The sequence below is a fragment of the Acetobacteraceae bacterium genome, from assembly GCA_039613835.1.
In the GTDB taxonomy this organism is placed as follows: domain Bacteria; phylum Pseudomonadota; class Alphaproteobacteria; order Acetobacterales; family Acetobacteraceae; genus Sorlinia.
The window spans coordinates 1713316-1738302 of record CP154827.1 but is presented as its reverse complement, the minus strand read 5'-3'; the positions used below and the strand labels follow the sequence as shown (position 1 = coordinate 1738302).

Genomic DNA, 24987 nt, shown 5'->3' with positions numbered 1-24987 from the left:
CTCAGGATCTCATCGATGGTGGAGAAACGTCCCGTCTGAAAGACTTTCCTCGATCGCTTCGAGGGAGCGGCTTTTTATCTCCGGTATGCGGGCATAAATAAACAGCCACGCTGAGACAGTGATCAGCGCGAATAACAGGAAAGTGCCCGAAACGCCGAGTATCGCGATAACCGACAACGTGACCATCGACACAAGAAAATCGAAGGACCAGTGCGAGATGGTGTCGAGACTTATGCCCTTACCCCGGCACGGAGAGAGGGAAGATTTCCGCGCCCACCAGCCAGAGAGCGGCATTGATACTGCCCAACGTGCAAAGGACATAAAGCAGGAGGCCGATAATGGCGAGCCATCTCCCCGCATCTTCCGGGTCACCATGCAGAAACACGGCTGCCAGAAGAAACAAAGCAAAGATAGAGCCCGGCAGGACGCACAGCATCAAACGTCGCCGGCCCAGACGCCCAGGACTGTCGCCAGAGTGATGGCGATGCCCATCCCGAGCGATATCAGCAAAGCAACATTATGGTCGAAACCGGCACCGGACAAAATGGTGGGTGCGTAAGTCAGCACGGCATTCGTGCCCGTCATCTGACTGAACATGGCCAGCCCCGCACCCGCAATGAGAGCGGGGGGGGCGCGGCGTGTACAGAGGGTGCACCAGTTTCGAGTTTCAGGCGCGGCGCTGAGGATTTCACGCATTTCATCCTCCGGTGCCGCCTGCGGATCGCGCAAGCGATGTAACACGCGCATCGCCGCCGCCTGCCCGCGCATTGCGAGGTAACGGGAACTTTCCGGGAGGATCGATACCCCTATGAGAAGCATGAGTGCCGGCACAGCACCCAGGAAAAACATCAGTCGCCAATCACCCCCGCGCCCTAAAAGATGGAGGGCCCATGCGTGACCGCTCAGCAACCACCCGATCAGCGAGGATATGAGGATGCCACTGACAATTGCGAGTTGGAACATCAGAACGAGACGACCGCGGCGCGAAGCCGGGGCGAGTTCGGCGATATAGACAGGGACGATCTGACTGGCCCCGCCGACAGCAATGCCGAGGATAAATCGCGCCCCGGTCAGGTGCCAGGCGGAGGCGGCCAGACCCGACCCGATCGAGCCGAGCAGAAAAATCAGCCCGGCTAAAGCGACAACAGGACGTCGCCCCCCAGCGATCCGAAACGGGGCCCGCGATCAGACAGCCCAGAAGAGCACCCGCCACCATGCTTGCCGCGACGGCCTTTTGCCAAATAAGCTGAGCGGAAAGCCATGTTCAATCGTGAGAAGCGCGGCCGAGATGATGCCCTGATCATACCCGAAGAGAAGTCCGGCCAGGCCCGCCACGCAGGATGCGATAAAAACCCGGAGATCAGCAGGCGTCACGCGTCGCTGAGGCGCCTCCGTTCGAATAGACTCAGGGGTCGGCGCATAAAGGTAAGCCATCGGGACGCATGAAACCTCCGCAAGCCAGGTGTGAAAACCGGAGATCCAGCTAGGCCCGAAGATCCCGCCTTGGAAAGACACAGCTTCGTGAAGATGAGGCTTACCGCTTCTCACATCCAAGCCGACCCTTTTCTGCAAGGCGCGCCTACTCGCGGCTCTTTGATGAGAGAGCCGCCCTGAGAGTGGCTCCCCCGACGCCGCAACCTTTTTCAGAAATCGCTGAGTGCGACGCGACGCCAGTGATTTTTACCGACGCAGACATAATGGTAATTCGCGTCATCCGTGAATTGCTCCTCCGTGCACGTGGCCGACCCTGATTCAGGCGTCTGAAACTGCTCCACATATTGTTTTGCGTAAACACCATTGACGCCGCGGATACTCGCGCCGCCCGATATTTGCGTGCCGACAACCCAGTCGCCCTGATTATTGCCGGAAAGCGTAGCCCCAATATTGATCGCGCCATTGACGGTCGCCCGCGCCTCGATATTGACGCCCGACGGTAATTCCAGCGAATTGCCGAACCACGTCGTCCCGTCTGCCCGCACGCAGAAACCCGAAAAATCCTTATTGAGACTGGCGCTGTTACTGCCGATGAGGCAGACGCCACCCAAATTGGCGACCTTATAATTGAAGGAGATGAAACCCATATCCGAGCCGGAATCAGGGATGGCGTTCCATTGGTCTCCATCAATATTGAGGCCGAAATTCACCCGGTAATCCGTCCAGCTGGGCGTGTCAGCGTCCGTGACCTGTTCCGTCCAGGCGCGCGTGACAAGGTTATGCCCGTCGATGCTTGGCGTTCTGCTCTCAAAGGAAGTATGACGATTGCCCTTCCCCTGATCAGGCGCCTTCGAACCGGGAATGTAGAAATTATAACCCTTATACTCATTCGCCCAACCCGAAACATTATTCTGAATGCCATTGGGAAGATTTTGCCCGTTGATCAGGATGGCTGACGAGTCATAGGTAGGATGATAACAACCACCGGAAGATGGCGCAGCGGCGCCACGACAATCATAAGAGATCAATAAACCGGTCATCGACGCCTGATTTGAAGCCGTGCCCATATAATGCATGTCAAATTCCGTGCCACCGACATGATCAATCATGGAATGCGAATTGTCGGTCGGGTTGAACGCCGCATAAACATTGATGGCCCCTGCCTGGGTCGGCGCACCAATCATCGCGACGACCTTCCCGAAATTATTGCGCACCGTGTCATAAGTCGTGGTCGGCACGTCATCGGCTTTCCAGGGATGGCCGGATGAATTGCCGCCCAAGAACGCCCCAGCCCTGAACAGAAATGGACGACCCATCCTCCGCCACATCATTGACGAGGGAGACATAGTAATTACCCGGGGCGAGGGTTTTCCCCGATGTCGGATTGACGAGACCGTCATCCGTCGGAAATTTCGGCGCTGCGACATCCAACGTGATTGAATTGGTGACGATATACTGATTTTGATGGATGCGCGCGATTTGCTGCGGCGTCAGATAATGGTCTTTCGGCAAATAGATATGCGTCGCATCATAAGTGACATCTTCCAGAACGAGCACAGGTTCGGCACTGCCGGGTTGTAGATATTCCGCCACTGTATCGTAGGAGGGATCCGCGCCGATATTGGACACGTCTGTAAGATTGCTGCTGAGACCGGCCCTCGATTGAAATACCGGATAAGTCGTCATAACAGTGCAGATCAGGCACCTCATATCCATGAAGCCATCGGGCGTTCCACGAATAACAATCGACGCGCCGGAGCCGAGCCGGTCCGTTTCCGTCGATGCATTGAGGCTGCCGACACGTTGCCCCCCGAGCATAAGCGCGTGAGGGGGTGTGTAGGAGTCCGTATTCTGCCCGGGGCACTATTGCTCGATTGCGTTCCCCCGATCGACAGAACGGGCGCATCGCCTTGCGTGGAAAGATTTGGAAATGTGACCTCGAGGTCGGAGGTTTGTGTGACGGTGCTTTGCGTATAAGCATTCGACGCCCAGAGCGCCGCCAGAAAATGTAAGATTTTATTCATTATTATTGTCCTTACACTCGAAATGCGGAAATTATACCTCTTAAAATTTAATTTTTGATTTTGCACGCAGTCGAGAACAGGTTCCGCCCGGAGCGCGTGGTCGTTTCAGACGCGAAAAATCCGCCTCATGTTGCTGTTATTGAAATATCCGCGACTTGATGGCGATCGATATTGTATCGATTTTATCCAGAAACTTGAGCCTTACCCGAAATCATTCGGAGGTAAACGGGACTTAAAAGGCCGCTTAGGATTTCCCCGCGAAACGAGCGAAACCGTGAAATGCCACGTTGTTGGGCGTCGCCGGTTCAGTGTGGAAAGTTTGGCACTCACAAGCATCACGCAACCGCGCGTCCCAACATTTACATGGGTTTCGAAGGTAGCGGCCAGACGTTTGAAAAGGCGGGTTGTGCCAACTCAGATCACCTTCTGTATCCCACGGGAAGGCGTCGTGATTTGCGGGATGGCTCCGCGTTACGTCCTTTAGACGACGCTTCATCACGTTAAGAGCCTGGCCACATTTAAAGAAATGGACGAAGCGCTGAAGATTTGTGGGAAAATTGGTGAACCGGGTGGGATTCGAACCCACGACCATTCGATTAAAAGTCGAATGCTCTACCGACTGAGCTACCGGTTCACTTTGGTGGTGCCTCGCTACAGCACTCGGGCCCTCGCGTCAAGCTGCTGTAGCGGGCTCGAGCATCATTTAAGTGCTTGAGGATACAGGTCGCATTGAGACGATGATGTCGGGATCGGTCACCATGCCGGACGTGACTTCACCCACAATTGTATATTGCCCGTCAAGCGGGGGTGAAGGCTCGAATATAATAAAGAACTGACTATTGGCAGAATCCGGGTTCATGGTGCGCGCCATGCCGATCGTGCCGCGTTTAAACTTCGCCTCCTGCGTGAATTCCGCCTTTAAGTCTGGCAGATCGCTCCCGCCCGAGCCGGTGCCTGTCGGGTCGCCCCCCCTGCGCCATGAAACCCTCAATGACGCGGTGAAATTTGACGCCGTCATAAAATCCCTGGCTGGACAGCTCCTTCAGTCGCGCAACTGCGAGCGGTGCCAGATCGGGCCGCAGCCGGATCGTCACCTTTCCGGATTTCAGCGACATTTCAAGCATATTGTCGTGATCAGACATAATTCTTCCTTTTAATGGGTGTTTCAGATCGGCGTGACCGCTATGGCGGCATTACGCCTTCAGAAATTGCTTTACCGCGTCCGCCACAATTTCAGGGACGAAGGAGTGGATATCCCCTTTAAGCCGCGCAATCTCCCGCACGATGCGCGACGCGGTCAGGCGTGTTTCCGGAGCGGACAAGATGAAAACTGTCTCCACCGTCGGCAGAAGTTTCCGATTTGCCTCAGCCAGCTGCGCTTCATAATCGAAATCCGCGTTGGATCGCAATCCCCGCAGGATAACGCCCGCCCCATGTCGCGCAACGGTATCGACCAGCAGCCCGTCAAATGTGACGATCTCCACACGCCCCACATCAATTTTTGCGGCCGCGATGGCCTGAGATGCGAGATTCAGGCGCATCTCAAGTGGCAAAAGCGGGCTTTTCCCCGAATTCGGCGCGACACCGATAATAACCTTATCCATAAAGGTCAAGGCGCGACGGATAATATCGAGATGCCCGAGCGTGATCGGGTCAAATGTGCCGGGGTAAAACCCGATGCGATTACCCATCGACATGATCATCCGTACCCGAATTTTCTTCGCCGGATGCGCCATTCTCACTTGGCTTTGCTGACGTTGCGGCCTCGACAGGGTGCAACGCTTCCCCGTCCGCATCTTCATCAGGGTCGTGACCGTCATCACCGTCATCTATGACAGGGAAGACGCTCATCACCTGCTCATCCTTTCCGATGCGGAAGAGCGTCACGCCGCCTGCCTGGCGCGCCATAATGCGCACCTGTTTGACAGGCAGGCGAATGAGGCGACCGAGATCCGTCACAAGCATGACATCCATGCCGGGCAATATAGGGAGGGTCGCAACCACCTCCCGCCCGCGCCGGCTGCTGTTGAATGTCATATTCGCGATGCCCTGCCCGCCGCGTCCGGACACACGATAATCATAGGCGGAGGAGCGCCGCCCGAAACCGGCATCACTGACGGTCAACAGGATCTGCTCCTGCGCTTCGAGTTCATTAAAACGTTCTGCGGAAAGATCATGGGTCGGGCTGACATTGATATCATCATCTTCTTCAACGCCAATTTCGGTTTCCGGCGCGCCATCCTCCTCACCCGACCCCTCCGCCATCTGCGCTTCCAGACGACGTTTCGCATTCGCCATACGCAGATAAATGGCGCGCTCCTCCACGGACGCATCCACATGGTCGAGGATACAAAGTGAATTCACCTCATCCCCGGGAGCCAGGCGAATGCCCCGCACGCCGGAACTGCCGCGCCCGGCAAAGACGCGCAAAATCTCGTCAGTGATCTGGAAGCGGATGCAACGCGCCTTCTTCGTGGCGAGGAAGACATCCTGACCTTCATAACAGGTCGCCACCCCGATCAACGAGTCACCTTGATCCAGCTTCATGGCGATCAGGCCCGATGCACGGATGTTTTTGAAATCACTGAGGCGATTACGCCGCACACCGCCACTGGCGGTCGCGAAAACGAGGTGCAGGTCCGTCCAGAGTTCCTCCTCCTGGGGGAGAGGGAGGACCGCCGTGATGCTGTCACTGCCCAGATCGGGCAGAAGATTGACGAGCGCGCGCCCTTTCGCCGTCGGGCTCGCCTCCGGCAAGCGCCAGACTTTCTCCCGATAGGCCTTTCCGCCGGAGGAGAAGAACATGACCCACTGATGCGTATGCGCATTGAAGCTGCGGATAATGACATCATCTCCACGACGGCCCGCCGCCGTGCGCCCACGCCCACCACGATTCTGCGCACGGAAGATCTCCAGCGGCGTGCGCTTGATGAAGCCATCCCGTGTGATGGTCACCACCATCTGGCCAGGCTCGACCAGACTTTCATCAGACTGGTCGCCCAACGCGTCGGAGATCTCCGTCATACGGGGCGAGACGATCGCGGCGCGCGCCGCGTGGAGCTCCTCCCGCATGACTTCCATGCGCCGGATGTGACTGCCGATGATTTCGAGCAACTCACCGATTTTTTCCGCGACATCGGCGAGCTCGGCGTGGATCTTTTCACTTTCCAGACCGGTGAGGCGCTGAAGTCGCAGATCAAGAATGCCGCGCGCTTGCGCCTCGGTCAGGTTGACTTTACCGTCGCGAACGACATTGCCCTCATCATGGATCAGCGCGATCAGCTCGGCGACATCGGCGGCATCCCATGATTGCGACATGAGGCGTTCCCGCGCCGTCGCCGCATCCGGCGCTGCGCGGATAAGGGCGATGACAGCATCAATATTGGCCACGGCAATGACAAGCCCGACCAGTAAATGTCCGCGATCACGCGTTTTATTCAGATCAAACCGCGCCCGGCGAAGGATGACATCTTCCCGGAAGGAGATGAAAGCTTTCAGGACGTCAATCAAACCCATCGTGCGCGGCTTACCGCCATCGAGCGCGAGGCAATTGACGCTAAAAGACGTTTGTAATTGCGTGAAGCGATAAAGCTGGTTCAGGACGACTTCGGGTGTTGCATCGCGCTTGAGCTCAATGACGATGCGCATTCCGGAACGATCACTCTCGTCCCTTATGTCCGCAATGCCCTCAATTTCCTTTGCCCGGGTCAGATCAGCGATTTTTTCCTGCAAGCTGGCTTTATTGACCTGATAGGGGATTTCCGTCACCACGATGGCTTTACGGTCCTTGCGGATTTCCTCAATTTCCGCGCGGGCGCGGACGGGGATGGAGCCGCGGCCCGTCTCAAAAGCCAAACGAATGCCGCGCCGCCCCATAATGATCCCTCCGGTGGGGAAATCCGGTCCCGGGATCAGCTCCATCAACGTGTCCAGCGTGACTTCCGGATCTTCAACCATGGCCAGCGTGGCATCGATCACCTCGCCGGGATTATGGGTCGGGATATTCGTCGCCATACCCACAGCGATACCGGATGCGCCATTGACCAGCAGATTGGGGAAGGTTGCCGGGAGGACCTTGGGCTCCACCTCACTCTCATCGTAATTCGGCTGGAAATCCACCGTGTCACGATCAATATCATCGAGGAAATACGAGGCGGAACGCGCCAATCGCGCCTCGGTGTAACGCATGGCTGCGGGGCTGTCGCCATCGATCGAGCCGAAATTGCCCTGTCCGTCAATAAGGGGCACACGCATGGACCAGGGCTGCGCCATGCGCACCATCGCATCGTAAATCGAACTGTCACCATGCGGGTGATATTTACCCATGACGTCGCCGACCGGGCGCGCCGATTTGCGATAGGGTTTGTCTGCGGTAAAACCGCTCTCACGCATACCGTAAAGGATACGGCGGTGCACAGGTTTCAGGCCGTCACGCACATCCGGCAAGGCGCGCGCAACAATGACCGACATTGCATAAGCGAGGTAGGAGGTGCGCATCTCCTCCTCAATCGTCACCGGCATCTGATTGAATGGGGTGGGGGGCGTCAACGTGTCAGTCAAGTGAGATCCATTTAATTAGCGGCCAAGGCGCGAAGTGTCTGTAAAGTCTGTCCATGCGGCCCGCGAGAGAAGGCCAGCATGGTGATTGACGCATTAGAACGGGATTTCGTCATCCAGATTGCCGGACTGGCTGTCCCACCCGCCCTGACTCTCCTGGGGGCGCGCGGTGGGCGCAGGTGACGAGCGCGGCGGGGCACCGCCAATTTCGTTATCATCATAGGAAGGCGCGGCACCGCCCCCGTCATTTCGGCCATCGAGCAAAACAAGCTCCCCCCGGAAGCGATCAAGCACGACTTCCGTCGTGAAGCGCTCCATGCCGGATTGGTCCGTCCATTTACGCGTCTGTAACTGGCCTTCCATATAGACCTTACGCCCCTTGCGGAGAAACCTCTCCGCAAGGGGCGTAAGCCGCTCATTGAAGATCACGACACGATGCCACTCCGTACGCTCACGCCGCTCACCCGATGCGCGGTCATTCCAGCTTTCGGAAGTGGCGACAGTCAGATTGACGATTTTCGTGCCGGATTGAGAGTTGCGTATTTCCGGATCACGCCCCAAATTGCCGATGAGAATAACCTTATTGACGCTTCCTGCCATGAGCCGTGATCCTTGTCTGAAAAATTCTGGCGCAGCTTACCGCACATCGCCGTTACAGTCACGCGTCTCCGCCGCGCCATTGCGGGCATAAGAGATTTATTGATCCTCCTGAGGAAATGGGCGTTTTTAATGTTTCATACAGAGCTTCTCCGGGTGGAATACCGCATTTGATGACTGACATTAAACCGCTTCAGGCCATTCGCGTTCGTGGGGCCCGTGTACATAATTTGCGTGCGGTCAATATTGACATCCCGCGCGACCGTCTGACAGTCATTACCGGCCTGTCGGGCTCGGGCAAATCTTCACTGGCTTTTGATACAATCTATGCGGAGGGGCAGCGCCGCTATGTTGAGAGCCTCTCAGCCTATGCGCGGCAATTCCTTGAACTCGTGGGCAAACCGGATGTCGACTCAATCGAGGGCCTATCCCCCGCCATCTCGATTGAGCAGAAAACCACATCCAAAAATCCGCGCTCAACCGTCGGCACCATCACCGAAATCTACGATTACATGCGCCTTTTATGGGCGCGTGTCGGCGTGCCCTATTCCCCCGCCACCGGTCTGCCGATTGAAGCGCAGACAGTCAGCCAGATGGTCGACCGGATTATGGAGCTGCCGGAGGGCACGCGCTTCATGTTGCTGGCACCCGTCATCCGGGAGCGTAAAGGGGAATATCGAAACGAGCTGGCTGAACTTCAGCGCAAGGGCTTCACCCGTGTCATGGTCAATGGTGGCCTCCACGAGATTGCCGAGGCGCCGCAGCTTAATCGCAAATTGCGTCACACGATTGAAGTGGTTGTCGACCGCATTATCGTCAAACCCGGCATTGAAACCCGCCTCGCTGACAGTCTGGAAACAGCTCTGTCCCTCGCGGACGGGATTGCCTACGCCCTGCCCGCGCCGCGTGATGGTGAAACGGGAAAGCCTGAGCGCATCACATTTTCCGCGCGCTTCGCCTGCCCGGTCAGCGGCTTTACGATTGAGGAGATTGAGCCACGGCTCTTTTCCTTCAACGCCCCCACAGGCGCATGTCCCGTCTGCGCAGGGATCGGGATTGAACGCCATTTTGACCCGCGTCTGATCGTGCCGGATGAGTTGCGCTCCCTCTCGAAAGGGGCGATTGCGCCTTGGCGCGACGCGAAAGCCCCCTGGTATCAGCAGACGCTGGAGGCCGTCGCCGCACACTTCCGTGAGAAGATGACAACGCCATGGTCCCGGTTAAAAGAAGAGACCCGTCATGCGCTGCTTTTCGGCACGGATGACAACGTCACCTTCACCTACAAAGATGATCGACGCGACTATAATTTGGTCAAACCCTTTGATGGCGTGATCAAAAACCTCACGCGTCGCCTCAATGAGTCGGAGAGCATCTGGGTGCGGGAGGAAATCGCCCGCTATCAGTCAGATGCGCCGTGCCATGCCTGCCATGGCGCCCGGCTACGTCCGGAAGCATTGAGCGTCAAGATCAACAAGGCCACCATCGCAGATGCGGCGGAGATGACGATCCATCGCGCGCTCGACTGGTTCTCATCCATTGAACCCACATTAACGCCGCAAAAAGCGGAGATCGCGCGCCGTATCTTGCGGGAAATCACGAGCCGCCTTCACTTCCTGATGGATGTCGGGCTCGACTACCTCACTTTGTCGCGTATGTCGGGCACGCTCTCAGGGGGGGAAAGTCAACGCATCCGCCTGGCCAGCCAGATCGGCTCCGGGCTGAGCGGGGTGCTTTACGTGCTGGATGAACCCTCTATCGGCCTGCATCAGCGTGATAATGAGCGCCTGCTGAAAACGCTGACCCGCCTCAAATCCCTCGGCAATACCGTCATCGTCGTGGAACATGATGAGGATGCGATCCGTGCGGCGGACTGGCTTGTCGATATGGGCCCCGGCGCGGGCCGCCTCGGCGGCAGTGTTGTGGCGGAGGGCACGCCGGCAGAGGTCGAGGCAAACCCGCATTCGATCACGGGGGACTATCTCTCCGGTCGGCGCACCATTCCCATTCCGGCGCGACGCGCCATCGATAAAAAACGCATGCTCACTCTTGAGGGCGCGACAGGCAATAATCTCAAAGACGTCTCAGCGCATTTTCCGCTGGGATGTTTCATTGCTGTAACGGGTGTGTCGGGGGGTGGCAAATCATCCCTCATTATCGAAACACTCTATAAAGCTCTGGCGCGAGACCTCTCCGGCGCGCATGAAATGCCGCTCCCCTATCGCGACATTAAAGGGTTGGATCAGCTCGATAAAATCATCGAAATCGACCAGTCCCCAATCGGGCGCACACCGCGCTCAAACCCGGCTACTTATACGGATCTGTTCGCGCCGATCCGCGACTGGTTCACGGAATTACCGGAGTCGAAGGCGCGAGGATATAAACCGGGGCGCTTTTCCTTCAACGTCAAAGGCGGACGCTGCGAAGCATGTCAGGGGGATGGCGTCCTCAAAATCGAAATGCACTTCCTCTCCGATATGTTTGTCACCTGTGACGTTTGTAAAGGCAAACGCTATAATCGCGAGACGCTGGAAGTAAAATTTCGCGGGAAATCCATCGCGGATGTGCTGGATATGACGGTCGATGAGGCCTTGCCCTTTTTTAGCGCCGTGCCACGTATCCGGGACCGCCTCGCCATCCTGCAGGAAGTCGGGCTTGGTTATGTCGCCCTTGGCCAGCAGGCCACCACCCTCTCAGGCGGTGAGGCACAGCGCGTCAAATTATCGAAAGAGTTGGCCAGGCGCGCCACGGGCAAAACCATCTATATCCTCGATGAGCCCACAACGGGTCTGCACACGGAGGATGTGCGGAAGCTGCTCGAAGTCCTGCACCGGCTTGTCGCGCAGGGTAATACGGTCATTGTGATTGAGCATAATCTCGACCTCATTAAAACCGCGGATTGGGTCATTGATATCGGCCCGAAAGGCGGAGAGGGTGGCGGTGAAATCGTCGCGGAAGGTACGCCGGAAGACATCGCCAAAGCACCCGCGAGTTACACAGGGCAATTCCTGAAGCCGCTTCTCAAGCTGCAGTCGGGGAAGGCGTCAGCGGGCAAAGGTACCCTATCGGTCAAGCCAAAGCGGGCCAGACTCGCCAAGGGAAAAGAAAAATAATCGGACAGGATGGGTCGAGGGTCAATGAAGACATATCACAATGCCCGACCCGCCCGCCACAAAAGAGGATCCCATGAGTTTTACAATCTATTGCGTCGGGCGGAATTATGCGGATCACATTAGAGAACTTGGCAACACGCCTTTCGACCAACCCGCCATCTTCATGAAGCCTTGCTCATCCCTTGTGACCAATGGCCGGATTGTCATCCCGCCTTTTACCAATTCACTTCATCATGAGACGGAGCTGATTATCCGACTCAAAAAAAGACGCTTACGAAGTCAATGAGATAGAAGCCCTCTCTTGCTTCGACGAGATCGCCATCGGGCTGGATTTAACGGCGCGTGACCTACAGGCGGAACTTAAGGAGAGGAAGTTCCCCTGGCTGTTATCGAAAGGCTTCAAAGGCGCGGCCACCTGCTCAGACTTCATCAAACGCGCAAACTTATCGGAGGATATTTCCTTCTCCATGACGGTGAATGGCAAGGTCCGTCAAAGCGGCCATCTGCACGACATGATTTACCCGATCCCGCACCTGATCTCTCTCATCAGCCAATATTGCACCCTGCGTGCGGGCGACCTGATTTACACGGGGACGCCGTCTGGCGTCGGCCCCTCGCGAAGGGCGATGATATCTCCCTCTTTATTGAGGGGCGGGAGATGGACCATTACAAAGTTGCCGCTTAAACCCGCCAATTTTCAGGGCTACTACGCATCCGAGATGGCTTTGATGACGATACCCGGCGTCAGCATTTGCGGCAGCACAACCCCCACTCCGCCCGGCTTGTAATAAACATAGAGTGGCACCCCATCGCGCCCGAATTGACGCAGATAGGCTGTGATGCGGTCATCCTTATTTGTCCAATCCCCGATCAGCATCGTGACACCGCGTGCCGCGAAGGCCTTCCGCACGGAAGAAGTGGACAGCGCCACACGATCATTCACAAGGCAGATGATGCACCAGGAAGCTGTCATATCGACAAAGACTGGCTTTTGCGCCGCGTGTTTTTCGGCCAGCACTTCCGGCGACCATTTTTGACGGTCGAAACCAGCATCGCCCGACTGTTGGCGCGCTGCAACGCCTTGAGCATCTGAAGTCTGATCTGATGACGGGATGATCCAGACAACGCCCATGATAGAGGCGAGCACAAGTATGAGCGCGATCATCAGATTGACGCGTCGGAGGCCCCGCGCGCCCCGGATTTTCTGACGCTGGGAAATCCCGTAAAGCCAGGCTGCGAGACCAAGCGTGACAGCGCCGGAAGTCGCCAGCAACGTCATGAAAGCGCCCCCCTGCACGGTTACCACCCAAAGCAGCCAGACACAGGAGGCCAAAAGCGGAAAAGCCAGTAACTGTTTGAGGACGGCCATCCAGGCCCCTGGGCGTGGCAGAAACCACCCCAGAGCAGGGAAACATGCAATCAAGACATAAGGGCAGGCGAGACCAACCCCTATCGCGACAAAAATCACGATGGAAATCATGAAGGGGGCTGTCAGCGCCACCGCCAGTGCCGTCCCCATAAAGGGCGCGGTGCAGGGTGTCGCAAGGATAACAGCGAGCACGCCGGCGATGATGTCACCGGAAGCGCCGAGACGCGTCATCGCACCGACATCTATCGCGCCGGGGGTAATCTCAAACACGCTGAAAAGATTCAGTGCGAGGAGGAAGAGAAGCCACATTGTCATGATGACGAAAAGCCGCGATTGAAACTGAAAACCCCACCCGACCTGCGTGCCACCCGCCCGAAGGATAAGCGTCAAAGCGGCCAGAGCGAGAAAAGCACCAATCACGCCAACCGCGTAAAATAATGCCGATTGCCGTTGCGCATGACGCGCGGCCCCCGCCATTTTGATGAGAGAAAGGGCTTTCATCGCGAGGACGGGAAAAACGCAGGGCATCAGATTGAGGATCAGCCCCGCTATGAAGGCAAAAATCATGGCCCTCAACCAGGGCATCGCTTCATCGGCAGCGGCAGGCGCGCCTTTTATCCCATTAATGAAGGGACGCACATGCGCAAGCACATAAGCGCGTTGCCGTCCGTCCAATCCCTTGAGGACAACCAGGCCACTCAAATCTGCAGGCGGGAGGACAGACTTGGCCCATGTGAGATGGATGGCAAGACTGTCCCCGGACTTCCTGAAATTTTGATCGGCCAGCTGGTCAATGACGCCCGGGCGATCCGGCATGAACCAGGCTGACGCCACATGCGCGGCATCAAGCCCCTCACCATGAAGAGTCAATCTACCGCCCTTATCAAACCCTGCTTGAAAGGGAGAGGGGCGCGGCGTCTGCGCCGCAGCGCGATGGAAAAGCGGCGCCTCCCGGCCCTCCGGCGTCTCCGATGACGCGGCGGGCAATGTCAGGGTGAAATCACCTTTTTCCGGGACGCATGTATTGGCGCAGACCAGCCATTCCGCATGTGCCTGTAACGTGGCCGGGCCAACGCCCGACGCCCGCAAAGTCACGGGCAGGACGACATCACCCTCATAGCCATAGGCCATGAGGCCGCTCTCGGGTATCTTTGCCGGGGTCGGCCATTTAATCTGGTCCGACCTGCCTTTGCGCTCACCGCTGAGGGATACGGAAAGCGATGTCGCCTCGCCAGCATCCCCCGGGTTTTTCCAATATGTGTGCCAACCGGGCTGAAGCTGAAGCCGGATGGCCGCGTTGAGCGTCTGATCCGGTCCGAGAGCATCATGATCCGTGATCAGCGTCGCTGTGTCATGCGCTGATTGAAGGGGCACACTGACAGCGGCACGCGCGGGCTGGATTTGAGATTGGCCTGTTAAAATCAGGTCTAGCACGATAAGCGGAAGCCAGAATTTGAAAATTTTTATGGACGTGACCATCATTCCGCTCCGGATCCAGCACCGTAAAACAACGCCGATATTATGTACATATTTCCCGATTTCGCCAATCTGACCGCAACCGCATCTCTTCCCATCCGGGAGGTCCTGCCTGAAATTGATGCGGTGCCGGCGCGACAGCAGAATCTCGTCGTGTCAGCACCCCCGGATCCGGCAAAACCTCCCTTGTGCCGCTGAGCCTACTCAACGCGTCCTGGCGGGAAGGGAAAATCTGGTTGATCGCCCCCCGCGCCGGGTTGCAGTACGCGGGGCCGCGCAGCGTATGGCTGCGTTTTACGGTGAGGCTGTCAGCGGAAAATCGGCTTCACGACGCGCCTTGAACGCGTCATCTCACCGCAGACAGAAATTGAAGTCATGACGGAGGGGCTCTTCCCCCGCCGCGTGCTGACCGACCCGTTTCTCGAAGGCGTTGCCACGGTCATCTTCGATGAAGTCCATGAACGCAGTCTGGAGCTTGATACGGGGCTTGCACTGGCCCTTTCGGCGCAGCGAAACCTGCGTGAGACCTTGCGGATCATCGCCATGTCCGCCTCGCTTGAGGGAGATGCTTTCAGCCAGTTGATGCGTGCCGCGCAGATCACCTGCGGGGGGGGCGGGAATTTCCACTTACCCTGCAACATGTCGCGCGCGACATCCAGTCACCAGACGACCTCCTGAAAGCGGCTTCCCTTCAGGTGCGGCGGGCGCTGTCCGAAACCCCGCACGGCAATATCCTTGTTTTCCTGCCCGGGATGCGGGAGATTCGCGAGACGCAAGCCCTTCTTGAAAATGTTGATGCGCTGGTTCTGGCCTTGCACGGTGATCTGCCGATCGAGATGCAGGACCTTATTTTCTCCCCGACGGAAAAGCGGCGGGTCGTCCTCGCCACATCCATCGCGAAAACCTCACTGACTTTACCCGATACGCGCGTGGTGATTGATGGCGGGTTTCGCCGGGCACCACGCTTTGACGCGGCGACGGGCCTGACGCGGCTTGAGACCGTCCGCATTTCCCGCGCGGCAGCCCAGCAGCGGGCCGGGCGCGCGGGGCGGGAAGGGCCCGGCACGGCGGTGCGGCTTTGGACGGAAGCGATGCATCGCGGTTTATCCACCTTTGACCCGCCGGAAATTCTTACAGCTGATCTCAGCCCCCTTGTGATGCATTTCGCGCTCTGGCGGGATGCGACAGATTCGGACGATGCCCGGCGCGTTTCTTTTACAGGCGCTTCCTCAGGGCGGTGTTGAGGCCGCTACGCGCCTTCTGGAAGCTCTCGGCGCAATGGACGCCTCTGGCCTGACAGATTTCGGGCGATCCATGGCGCGATATGGAGCGCATCCTCGACTTGCGGCCATACTTGCCAGCGCAGAGACGCCTCGCGCACACGCCACGGCCAGTGATCTCTGCGCCCTGTTGGAGGAGAAAGACCCACTGCGCCGCCCTTCGGACGGAGGAGGCGGGAGAAAGGAGGTCGCATCCTCTGATGTTGCATGGCGCCTTGACGCTCTCCATGGTGGCTCGACACAGCTGGGAGACCGCCATATCCTTCGGCGGATCCGAAATCTGGCGTCTCGATATCGCGCCGCCTCGCGCGTCAGCGCCAAAACGAAAATTGATCTCGACGATGTCGGCCCCCTCCTCGCAGCCGCTTTCCCCGACCGCCTGGCCATGGCCATGGACGGGACCGGGCGATATCGACTGGCAGGCGGGGCAGTGCGCAACTCTCGGCGAGGGGCCCTTGGCACGGCATAAATTTCTGGTCGTGCCGCGCCTCCAACATACGCGCGCGGCCCGTATCGCCATCGCCAGCACCATGAAAGTTACGCGTGAGACGGCGCTTGATCCCACGACTGGTCGCGTCATCAGCCGGGAAAAACGCCGCCTGGGCCGCTTGCTGCTTTCTGAGAAAGACGTGGATGTTCCGGAAGCGGATCTCACAGCCCTGCTGCTGGACGATGTGCGCAGCCATTTGCGGTCCGACCTGCCACAGATGGATGATGCGCATCTCACAGAGTCTCTGGAAGATTGGCTTTCGCCATGGATCACCGATTCCCGGTCCCGCACCCATCTCGCAGCGCTCAACCTGATCAGCATTTTGAAGAGCCGCCTAAACTGGGAACAACAAAATTGGCTCGATGCAAATTTGCCACAATGCCTGCACCTTCCGCGGGGGATGGTGGAGATCGATTACACGGCGCCGAACCCGACAATTTCGGCGCGGGCGCCATTATTTTATGGATGTGCGGAGACACCCCGCATTGCCGCAGGGGCGATCAAGCTGCAATTTGCCCTGCTTTCCCCCGCTGGGCGTGCGCAGGCCATCACAGCGGACCTCGCCAGTTTCTGGAAGACAGGTTGGGCAGACATGTGGCGCGATATGCGCGGGCGTTACCCGAAGCATGAATGGCCGGAAGACCCCTCCGATGCTGCGCTTAAGCAAGTAAAACCCGGACATAACGGGCCATAATAACGCGTGACACTGTCCAGAGCTGGGACTCAGCACAACACCGCCCGTGACAAATATGCTTCTTTTCCGCTTAACATGCGCTATCGTATCAGGATGAAATGGCAAATGAGAGCGAAAAGACGGTGACAAAACGTTCTTTAGCGGTTTTTTCTCTGCCTATCTGTAGTGTCGCCGGTGTCGCGCTGGGCTGGGCGCTTCACTCCCGCCCCCCGACGACGCCGACAGCGCCCCGGATCATGCCCGGCGTTGCGCCCAAAGGGACGACGGGCGTCCTCTCCATGCAGGGCCCGACAATAAAGAAGCCTCAGGAAGCCTTCCTCGTGCGCATGGGCCCTCTTTCCTTCTCACCCATTATCAAAAAAGTCCTCCCGGCCGTCGTAAATATCGCCATCACGCAGGATAGTGAAAGCGGATTGACGAAAATCCCTCCGCAAATACGGGGGACGCCGCTTGAGAAATGCTACAGGGAGAAACTCCGTGCGAAGCAGGAGGAAATCCTCGGGGCGGGGTCCGGCTTCGTCATTGATGCTTCCGGCGTAATCGTCACGAATGACCATGTTGTGGGTGATGCGGATGATGTGACCGTCTCATTCTCGGACGGGAGGGAGCGCCCTGCCCGCCTGATCGGCGCGGACCCGATGACGGATATCGCGGTCATCAAGGTGAATTCCGACAAGCCTCTCCCTTATGTCACCTGGGGCGATAGCCAGAAAGTGAATGTGGGGGACTGGATACTCGTCGCGGGCAACCCTTTCGGGTTCGGCTCCTCCTTCACGGCGGGCATCGTTTCCGCGCGGGGGCGTGACCTCGGCGCGGGCTCACTGGATGATTTCTTTCAGATCGATGCTCCGATCAACCCTGGCAATTCCGGTGGCCCCTCCTTTAATCTGAAAGGTGAGGTGGTTGCGGTCAATGCCGCAATGGTGTCGCCGGCGGGCGGCTCGGTCGGGATCGGGTTCGGCATTCCATCCAACCTTGTCCGCCCGATTGTGGCGGAAATCCTGCGTGACGGGCATGTTGAGCATGGCTGGCTGGGCGTCACGATTGATGATGGGGACGGGCAGCTGGATATTGTCAGCCTTGTGCGACGCGGCCCGGCAGGTAAAGGCGGATTGCGGAAGCGTGATGTCATCCTTTCCGTCAACGGTGAGAAGATGGAAAGCGCGCGCAGCTTCCTGCGGCTGGTGGCGGCGAATAAGCCAGGCACCATCCTGCATCTGCAATTATTGCGCCGTGGCCAGCATCTCGGGCTGGATGTTCTGACAGGTCCGCGCCCACCCGATATGGATCAATGACTAAGTTTTTAATGAATGACAGCCTTAACGGGAATAAAGAGGGAGATGATCCGGGAACATAGGGACTGCCAGGCCCCGTCCGGGCAAGGAATAGAGAGATGCACATTCTTCTCGTTGAAGATGATTTAAAAGTCAGAGATTTTATCGTTCGCGGTATGCGCGGCCATGATCACACCGTGACAGACGCCGCGGATGGGCAGGCCGGGTTAGAGCTCGCTCTTAAGCCGGGGTTCGACCTGATTATTCTTGACCGTATGCTTCCTGGCGGCGTCGATGGCGTACAATTGCTTGAGCAGATCCGCGCCCAGAATGTCACGACCCCAGTCCTGATCCTCTCCGCCCTGACAGAGGTGGATGAGCGCGTTGTCGGGCTTAATGCCGGCAGTGACGACTACATGTCCAAACCTTTCGCTTTTTCCGAACTGATGGCCCGCGCTGAAGCCCTTATCCGGCGATCATGTGCGCAGGACAATATCCAGACGCGCCTTTCTGTCGGCGATCTTGAAATGGACCTCCTTAGCCGCAGCGTGCGGCGGGGTGACCAGAAGATTGATCTCCAACCCCGGGAATTTCGCCTGCTGGAATTTCTCATGCGGCATGTCGGGCAGATCGTGGCACGCACCATGCTGCTGGAGCGCGTATGGGATTATCATTTTGACCCGCAGACAAATGTGATTGACGTGCATGTGTCGCGCCTGCGGCAAAAACTCGATAAGCCCTTCGCAACCAGCCTGATCCATACCGTTCGCAATGCGGGTTACGTGCTGAAAAGTGAATAACGTTACAAGCGCGGAGGATAATGGGGCGAATGAAATTATTCATGACGCTGGGAAAAACACGCCTGTTCCGCTCTGCAGGGGCGACCTTTGCCCTCGCTTACGCTCTCATCTTCATCCTCTCCGGCGCGATCTTTCTCAGCTTTGTCTGGTTTCACGCCATTCAGTCCATGCAGAAATCCCATATTGCCGCGATTTCAACCGACGCTGCCGAATTGCGCAGCGCGTGGCATCAGGGCGGCGTTCAGAACCTTCGCGACAAATTGCGTGAACGGATCGCGGAAGACCTGAATCGGGAAAATGTTTACCTGCTCGTCAATCGTGACCGAAATCGCCTTGAGGGCAATATTTCATGCTGGCCGGAAAAAGCGATTAATCCCGATACATTCTACACCCTGACCGGCAATGAAACCTGCGATCCACGTACGATTGAAATGACGTGGCGCGCCTTTCCGGACGGGTCGCAGCTTCTCGTGGGTCGGGATATACGCAACACCACCCTTCTGCGTAGCGTCCTGACGGAAGGGTTATTATGGGCCTCCCTGATATCGACCGCCTTTACCGTAGGGGGCGCCCTGGTGGTGCGGCGGCTTTTCCGTAACATCATCAATACCATCGCAGAGACAACGGTTGCGATTGCGCGCGGTGATCTCACCCAGCGCCTGCCCTTGAGCGGGAATGAGATTGACGGCGTATCCCGCACCATCAACACACTGCTCGACCGCATCACGCGCCTGATGGAGGGTATTCGCCAGGTTTCCAACGCTATCGCGCATGATCTGCGCACGCCCATCACCCGCGCGCGCAATACGCTTGAAGACGCCGCCCATCACGCGCCATCGGTCGAAACACTGAAAGTCGCGGTCAAAAATGTCGTGAAGGAGCTTGATGGTGTTTCGGCTGTGTTTGAGGCGCTTCTCAGGATTGCCCAGATCGAGTCGGGCGCGCAGAGATCGGCTTTCACAAATCGTAATTTGCGCCCTTTACTGGAAGATATTGCGGACCTTTACCGCCCGTCAGCAGAAGCGCGTCGGATCGCGTTGCTGGAGGCCCTCCCCGCGACCCTTCCATTTTATGGCGATGCGCTCCTTATCCAGCAGGCCGTGGCCAATCTTCTCGATAACGCCGTTAAATTCTCCCCCAGTGACACGACGATCACCCTCGGCGCAGAATTTCAGGGAGAGGCGCTCATGATCTATGTTGAAGATCAGGGCGTCGGCATGACGCCGGAAGATCTGAGACGCACCGCTGAACGTTTCTACCGGGCAGAGGCGGCGCGGCATACGCCGGGCACGGGGCTTGGCCTCACTTTGGTCCATGCTGTCGCGCAGCTCCATGAAGGTGCGCTTGAGATGACATCGCGGGAGAAGGGGTTGAAAATCATGTTGCGCCTGCCTTGCCAAATGACCAGCAACGCCGGAAGCTCACGGATAAACATGTCGCCGCAAGGTGCGCCCGGCGACGACACCGGCGCGACATCCTTGACGCGCCGAACTGACCTGAAGGATATCCATCATGTTGTTTTTCAGACGTTTCTGTACCCTGGCTGCTTTGGCAACGCCGCTCGCCGCCCAGGTAGCCTCGGAGAAAACAATGCTGACACTCTCCGCCACGGGCCATGCGCGGGCGAAGCCGACCGTCATGACCGCTATTTTCGCAATGCAGGATACAGGCGCGTTGCCTGGCCGAGGCGCAGTCCCTGCTTAATGATCGCGCCGCGCGGGTGAGTAAGCTCGCCAAAAACGCGGCAAATGTCTCATTCAGTTTCCAGGATTGCGACACCTGGCAGCAGGAGAAGAAAGATGGGCGCAAGGAATGGGCGCACGCTAGAAACTGGTACTGACGGGTCAGGAGTCACACAGTCAAGCGCTTCTTGCCCTGACTGGCAAATTGCAGAATGACGGCCTGCCGCTCGATGCCCTGAACTGGTCCCTTAACGCGGCGACACGCCACAGGTTGGAGCAGGAAGCGCAGAGCCAGGCGCTGAACACGATTAAAAGTGACGCCGAGCATATTGCCGAGACGGTCGGCATGCATGTCGGCGCTTTCCATACTATCAGTATTGGCGGCCGCTTCACACCACCTTATGTCGGCGTGTCCATGATGCGCATGGCCGCCCCCAATATGCCGCAGCGCAGCGATGATGACGCGCAGGAAGTCACTGTACAGGTCACGGCTGAAATCCACCTGACCCCTTGAAAAAAACGGCCCTCCACCGGGGAGGGCCGTCTTGAGATGTCATCAGGGGGCCGGCTTAACGCGGTGCGAGAACCATGATCATCTGACGATTTTCGAGCTTGGGCATCTGCTCAACCTTCGCCTTGTCTTCCATCTCACTCCGGATACGCTCAAGCATTTTAAAGCCGAGCTCCTGATGCGCCATTTCGCGCCCTTTGAAGCGGAGGGAAACCTTGACCTTGTCGCCTTCTTTCAGGAAAGACCGCATGGCACGAAGCTTGACCTGATAGTCATTTTCATTCGTGCTCGGTCGCACCTTGACCTCTTTGATCTCGATGACTTTCTGCTTTTTGCGCGCCTCGTTACGCTTTTTCTGCTGCTCATATTTGAACTTGCCGTAATCGAGGATTTTGACAACTGGCGGGGCAGCTGTCGGGCTGATCTCCAGCAGGTCCAACCCTGCCGCATAGGCGCGTCCTAAAGCCTCACGCGTGGGCAACACGCCAACCATTTCACCATGAAGATCAATCAAACGCACCTGAGGGACGCGGATTTCCTCATTAACGCGCGGTCCATCGCGCGTGGGTGCGCTTGCCATAGGGGGTCTAGATATGGCTCTCTCCTGTAAAAGTTTACGACAGAATAAACTGTGTTAAGCGATAAAAACTATTAAAACCCGCATCTACCCGGGAATTTCTGCGAGTCATGCGCCTTTGGGATAATTAACGCCGGGGGAAAACGCAAGCCCCGTCATAAAGTGGCATTATGTCTTAAATCGGGCACTCGCGCTTCATCAGCCAGCGAAGCAATGGCTTCGGCGAGCGGCAGAATCTGCTGTTCCGTTGATCCAAGCCGCCTTATTGCCACCTGGCCCTGCTCCGCCTCACGGCGGCCCACCACCAGAATAACGGGGACACGCGCCACCGAGTGGTCACGCACTTTCGCGTTGATTTTGACATTACGAATATCAAGCTCAACTTGCAGACCGGCTTTTCGCAGCGCCTCTGCAACATTTTGGGCATAGGGCTCAGCATCTGAAACGATGCTGGCGACCGCCACCTGCGCCGGCGCGAGCCAGAGCGGGAATTTACCCGCACATTGCTCAATCAAAATGCCGATAAAACGCTCAAAACTGCCTAAAATCGCGCGATGCAGCATAACGGGGCGATGGCGGGCACCATCCTCACCAATATATGAGGCATCAAGGCACTCCGGCAGGATGAAATCGACCTGGAGCGTGCCGCATTGCCAGTCACGCCCGATCGCATCGGTCAGGACGAATTCCAGCTTCGGTCCGTAAAAAGCGCCTTCCCCGGGATTGAGGCCATATGCGACTCCGGCGAGCGCGCAGGCTTCCTTCAGCGCTCCTTCCGACCGGTCCCAGATCGCGTCATCGCCCGCCCTCGCCTCAGGACGGTCTGAAAATTTGACGCGGAAATCGCTGAATCCGAGATCCCGATAGACTTCTGATAACATGGACATAAAGCGCGCCGTCTCAGCCGCGATCTGCGCCTCGGTGCAGAAAATATGCGCATCATCCTGCGTGAAACTGCGCACACGCATGATACCATGCAACGCGCCTGAGGGTTCATAACGATGGCAGGCACCGAACTCGGCCATACGAAGGGGCAATTCACGGTAGGATCGAATGCCATGGCGGAAGATCTGCACATGGCATGGGCAGTTCATCGGCTTCAAAGCGAGGGTCTTATCCTCATCCTCAACCGTCGCGACGAACATATGCTCACGATATTTATCCCAATGGCCTGATGCCTCCCAAAGGCTGCGATCAACAAGCTGCGGCGTGCGCACCTCGCCATAGCCGTGGGCCGTCTGGATGCGACGCATATAGTCCTGAAGGACGTTGTAAAGCCGCCACCCTTTTGTATGCCAGAAGATCTGACCGGCAGCCTCCTCCTGAATGTGGAAGAGATCCATCTCCCGCCCGATACGCCGATGGTCGCGTTTCTCGGCCTCCTCAATCTGGAGGAGATGCGCATCCAGTTCCTTCTGATTGCGCCAGGCCGTGGCGTAAATGCGGGTTAGCATCGGGTTGCGATGGTCCCCGCGCCAGTAAGCGCCCGCAACTTTCATCAGTTTGAAAGCCGTGCCGACATCTCCGGTCGTGCGCAGATGGGGCCCGCGGCAGAGATCCAGCCAATCACCCTGACGATAGACGGAAATGGGGACCTCCTCCGGCAGGTCTCGTATCAGCTCCGCTTTGAATGCCTCGCCTTTTTCCTCAAAAAAAGCGATGGCCTTTTCACGCGGCCAGACCTCCCTTTCAAACGGCAGGTTGGCCGTGACGATCTCACGCATCCGCTTTTCGATGACTTCAAAATCTTCCGGCGTGAAGGGCTTGTCGCGGAAGAAATCATAATAGAACCCGTCTTTAACAGCAGGGCCGATCGTCACCTGCGTGCCGGGGTAAAGATCCTGCACAGCCTGCGCCATGACATGGGCTGCATCATGCCGGATTAGTTCAAGCGCGGCGTCATCCTTGCGCGTCACGAAACGCACATCCGCATCATCTGTGATGGGCGCGCTCATATCCATATCCTGCCCATTGACGACCATAAACAGGGCCGCCCGCTCGAGCCCTGGCCCGATCGCGGCAGCGAGCGTCGTGCCGGTCACAGCTCCATCAAAGTTCTTTGAGGAACCATCAGGCAGAGTAATTGAAGGCATGTTAAGCGAGCTTCCTTATGTGACGCGCAAGGGTCATAAGTCAGGCGGAAATCCCGGTTGTCTTAGAGAGTTTTGCCGCAACTTGCCAGAATAGTTTCGACCGGAATGGCGGAAATATCCGCCGCGCGCAGCACCGTCACCTGTCCGAAACGTCGTCCGATCGGTGCTGTCAAAGCGGGATTGCTGTCAGACGAGAATAACACCGTCGCCGGCGTACCAGCCATCGCGGCGAGATGCATCGGGCCTGTATCATTGCCGACAACGTGGCGGACGCCCTTCATGAAAGCTGCGAGCTCGGTGAGGCGGGTCTCACCTGTCATGTCGAGGGCGGCGGGACAATGTTGCAGGATCTCCTGCGCCAAAGGCTTCTCCGACGCCGTGCCAATGACGAGGATTTGCAGGTCCTGCTGCGACAAGGCGCGCGCCAGAGCAGCGTATTTTTCGATTGGCCAGCGTTTCTCAGGCCTGTGACGCGCTGCACCGGGGACAAGAATAACGTAAGGGGCGGCAGGCTGCGCCTTTAAAGGCGTCGACGCAAGCCAGGAGAGATCAACCGAGTCGCAACGCTCAATCCCGGCATAACGAAGCTGATCTGCCTGTCGGGCCAAAGTATGCATCTCATCCCGCCATGGATTGGCGTGGAAGAAAGGATCTTTCCGTACCAACCCTGACCAGCGTGGTGAACGCGCAAGCGCATAATAGCGTGTGCTGCGCCCGGACGTCTGCAAATCGATCACGAGGTCAAAACCTCGGAGTTGCGCGCGCAAATGGGCGAGGCCGCGTAAATCCGTCCAGCGCGGCCTTGCATCGATCATCACGTCATCAAACCAGGGTGCCGCCTGCCCCAATGATGCGAAGGGCGCTGTCGTGAGCAGCGAAATCCCCGCTTTCGGGAATGCCGCGCGAATGGCCTGAAAACAGGGAAAAGCCTGTATAAAGTCGCCCAGCGCACCGAGTTTGATGATGAGAATACGGTTCATGGCAGGATTATACAATTTCGGAGCGATCTCGCCTATCAT

General features: G+C 57.5%; 22 protein-coding genes, 1 tRNA gene and 2 pseudogenes. 11 read left to right on the top strand and 14 right to left on the bottom strand.

Annotated features, from left to right (window positions below):
- Nucleotides 1-9 precede the first annotated feature (9 nt).
- From AAYR33_09665 to ssb, 10 genes and pseudogenes are all read right to left on the bottom strand, one after another.
- A complete protein-coding gene (locus tag AAYR33_09665) occupies nucleotides 10-360 on the bottom strand; it encodes an MFS transporter (GenBank protein XAO71216.1) in 351 nt (116 codons plus the stop codon).
- An 88-nt stretch (nucleotides 361-448) separates the two neighbouring features.
- Nucleotides 449-1167: pseudogene (locus AAYR33_09660) on the bottom strand (MFS transporter).
- 18 nt (nucleotides 1168-1185) lie between these two features.
- Complete coding sequence (locus AAYR33_09655) at nucleotides 1186-1374, bottom strand: hypothetical protein (GenBank protein XAO71215.1); 189 nt, start codon at nucleotides 1372-1374, stop codon at nucleotides 1186-1188.
- Nucleotides 1375-1643: 269 nt separating this feature from the next.
- Nucleotides 1644-2714: a hypothetical protein gene (locus AAYR33_09650; GenBank protein ID XAO71214.1), complete on the bottom strand. Its 1071-nt coding sequence runs from the start codon at nucleotides 2712-2714 to the stop codon at nucleotides 1644-1646.
- Entirely contained in the window at nucleotides 2674-3252 is a 579-nt protein-coding gene (locus AAYR33_09645; protein XAO71213.1) for a hypothetical protein, read from the bottom strand. The genes AAYR33_09650 and AAYR33_09645 overlap by 41 nt, the downstream gene beginning before the upstream one ends.
- A gap of 764 nt (nucleotides 3253-4016) precedes the next feature.
- A tRNA-Lys gene (locus tag AAYR33_09640) sits at nucleotides 4017-4092 on the bottom strand.
- Between the two features lie 69 nt (nucleotides 4093-4161).
- Nucleotides 4162-4600 (bottom strand): annotated as a pseudogene (locus tag AAYR33_09635) (peptidylprolyl isomerase).
- 51 nt (nucleotides 4601-4651) lie between these two features.
- Nucleotides 4652-5155, bottom strand: a complete 504-nt coding sequence (gene coaD, locus AAYR33_09630; protein ID XAO71212.1) for a pantetheine-phosphate adenylyltransferase — start codon at nucleotides 5153-5155, stop codon at nucleotides 4652-4654.
- Entirely contained in the window at nucleotides 5142-7979 is a 2838-nt protein-coding gene (gene gyrA, locus AAYR33_09625) for a DNA gyrase subunit A (protein ID XAO72460.1), read from the bottom strand. Before gyrA ends, coaD begins: the two co-directional genes overlap by 14 nt.
- 132 nt (nucleotides 7980-8111) lie before the next feature.
- Nucleotides 8112-8615, bottom strand: coding sequence for a single-stranded DNA-binding protein (gene ssb, locus AAYR33_09620; protein XAO71211.1), 504 nt, complete (start codon nucleotides 8613-8615; stop codon nucleotides 8112-8114).
- Nucleotides 8616-8785: 170 nt separating this feature from the next.
- Between ssb and uvrA the strand changes: the two genes are divergently transcribed.
- Both uvrA and AAYR33_09610 read left to right on the top strand, forming a co-directional pair.
- Nucleotides 8786-11722 carry an excinuclease ABC subunit UvrA gene (uvrA, locus tag AAYR33_09615; GenBank protein ID XAO71210.1) on the top strand — a complete coding sequence of 979 codons (2937 nt, stop codon included), beginning with the start codon at nucleotides 8786-8788 and terminating at the stop codon, nucleotides 11720-11722.
- 73 nt (nucleotides 11723-11795) lie between these two features.
- Nucleotides 11796-12008: a fumarylacetoacetate hydrolase family protein gene (locus AAYR33_09610; GenBank protein ID XAO71209.1), complete on the top strand. Its 213-nt coding sequence runs from the start codon at nucleotides 11796-11798 to the stop codon at nucleotides 12006-12008.
- Between the two features lie 420 nt (nucleotides 12009-12428).
- Here the strand turns inward: AAYR33_09610 and AAYR33_09605 are convergent, their stop codons facing one another.
- On the bottom strand, nucleotides 12429-14570 hold the full coding sequence (locus tag AAYR33_09605; GenBank protein XAO71208.1) for a protein-disulfide reductase DsbD domain-containing protein: 2142 nt from the start codon (nucleotides 14568-14570) through the stop codon (nucleotides 12429-12431).
- Between the two features lie 42 nt (nucleotides 14571-14612).
- Here AAYR33_09605 and AAYR33_09600 point away from each other — a divergent pair, with 42 nt between their 5' ends.
- The 9 genes from AAYR33_09600 (at nucleotide 14613) to AAYR33_09560 (ending at nucleotide 21301) form a co-directional block, all read left to right on the top strand.
- Nucleotides 14613-14765, top strand: a complete 153-nt coding sequence (locus tag AAYR33_09600) for a hypothetical protein (protein ID XAO71207.1) — start codon at nucleotides 14613-14615, stop codon at nucleotides 14763-14765.
- A 177-nt stretch (nucleotides 14766-14942) separates the two neighbouring features.
- Complete coding sequence (locus AAYR33_09595) at nucleotides 14943-15245, top strand: hypothetical protein (GenBank protein XAO71206.1); 303 nt, start codon at nucleotides 14943-14945, stop codon at nucleotides 15243-15245.
- Nucleotides 15246-15262: 17 nt separating this feature from the next.
- Nucleotides 15263-15811, top strand: a complete 549-nt coding sequence (locus AAYR33_09590; GenBank protein XAO71205.1) for a helicase-related protein — start codon at nucleotides 15263-15265, stop codon at nucleotides 15809-15811.
- Nucleotides 15747-16316, top strand: a complete 570-nt coding sequence (locus AAYR33_09585) for a hypothetical protein (protein ID XAO71204.1) — start codon at nucleotides 15747-15749, stop codon at nucleotides 16314-16316. The genes AAYR33_09590 and AAYR33_09585 overlap by 65 nt, the downstream gene beginning before the upstream one ends.
- On the top strand, nucleotides 16303-17031 hold the full coding sequence (locus tag AAYR33_09580) for an ATP-dependent helicase C-terminal domain-containing protein (GenBank protein XAO71203.1): 729 nt from the start codon (nucleotides 16303-16305) through the stop codon (nucleotides 17029-17031). The genes AAYR33_09585 and AAYR33_09580 overlap by 14 nt, the downstream gene beginning before the upstream one ends.
- A gap of 122 nt (nucleotides 17032-17153) precedes the next feature.
- The gene (locus AAYR33_09575) at nucleotides 17154-18326 is read left to right on the top strand and encodes a trypsin-like peptidase domain-containing protein (GenBank protein XAO71202.1); all 1173 of its coding nucleotides are present in this window, start codon (nucleotides 17154-17156) and stop codon (nucleotides 18324-18326) included.
- A gap of 98 nt (nucleotides 18327-18424) precedes the next feature.
- The gene (locus AAYR33_09570; GenBank protein XAO71201.1) at nucleotides 18425-19105 is read left to right on the top strand and encodes a response regulator transcription factor; all 681 of its coding nucleotides are present in this window, start codon (nucleotides 18425-18427) and stop codon (nucleotides 19103-19105) included.
- Nucleotides 19106-19134: 29 nt separating this feature from the next.
- Nucleotides 19135-20829 (top strand): HAMP domain-containing sensor histidine kinase, encoded by a 1695-nt coding sequence (locus AAYR33_09565; GenBank protein ID XAO71200.1) that lies wholly within the window; start codon nucleotides 19135-19137, stop codon nucleotides 20827-20829.
- A 106-nt stretch (nucleotides 20830-20935) separates the two neighbouring features.
- On the top strand, nucleotides 20936-21301 hold the full coding sequence (locus AAYR33_09560; GenBank protein XAO72459.1) for an SIMPL domain-containing protein: 366 nt from the start codon (nucleotides 20936-20938) through the stop codon (nucleotides 21299-21301).
- Nucleotides 21302-21356: 55 nt separating this feature from the next.
- Here AAYR33_09560 and infC read toward each other — a convergent pair whose 3' ends face one another.
- The 3 genes from infC to AAYR33_09545 form a co-directional block, all read right to left on the bottom strand.
- The gene (gene infC / locus AAYR33_09555) at nucleotides 21357-21878 is read right to left on the bottom strand and encodes a translation initiation factor IF-3 (GenBank protein XAO71199.1); all 522 of its coding nucleotides are present in this window, start codon (nucleotides 21876-21878) and stop codon (nucleotides 21357-21359) included.
- 152 nt (nucleotides 21879-22030) lie between these two features.
- Nucleotides 22031-23968: a threonine--tRNA ligase gene (thrS, locus tag AAYR33_09550; GenBank protein XAO71198.1), complete on the bottom strand. Its 1938-nt coding sequence runs from the start codon at nucleotides 23966-23968 to the stop codon at nucleotides 22031-22033.
- A gap of 62 nt (nucleotides 23969-24030) precedes the next feature.
- A complete protein-coding gene (locus AAYR33_09545) occupies nucleotides 24031-24948 on the bottom strand; it encodes a glycosyltransferase family 9 protein (GenBank protein XAO71197.1) in 918 nt (305 codons plus the stop codon).
- Nucleotides 24949-24987: the final 39 nt, after the last annotated feature.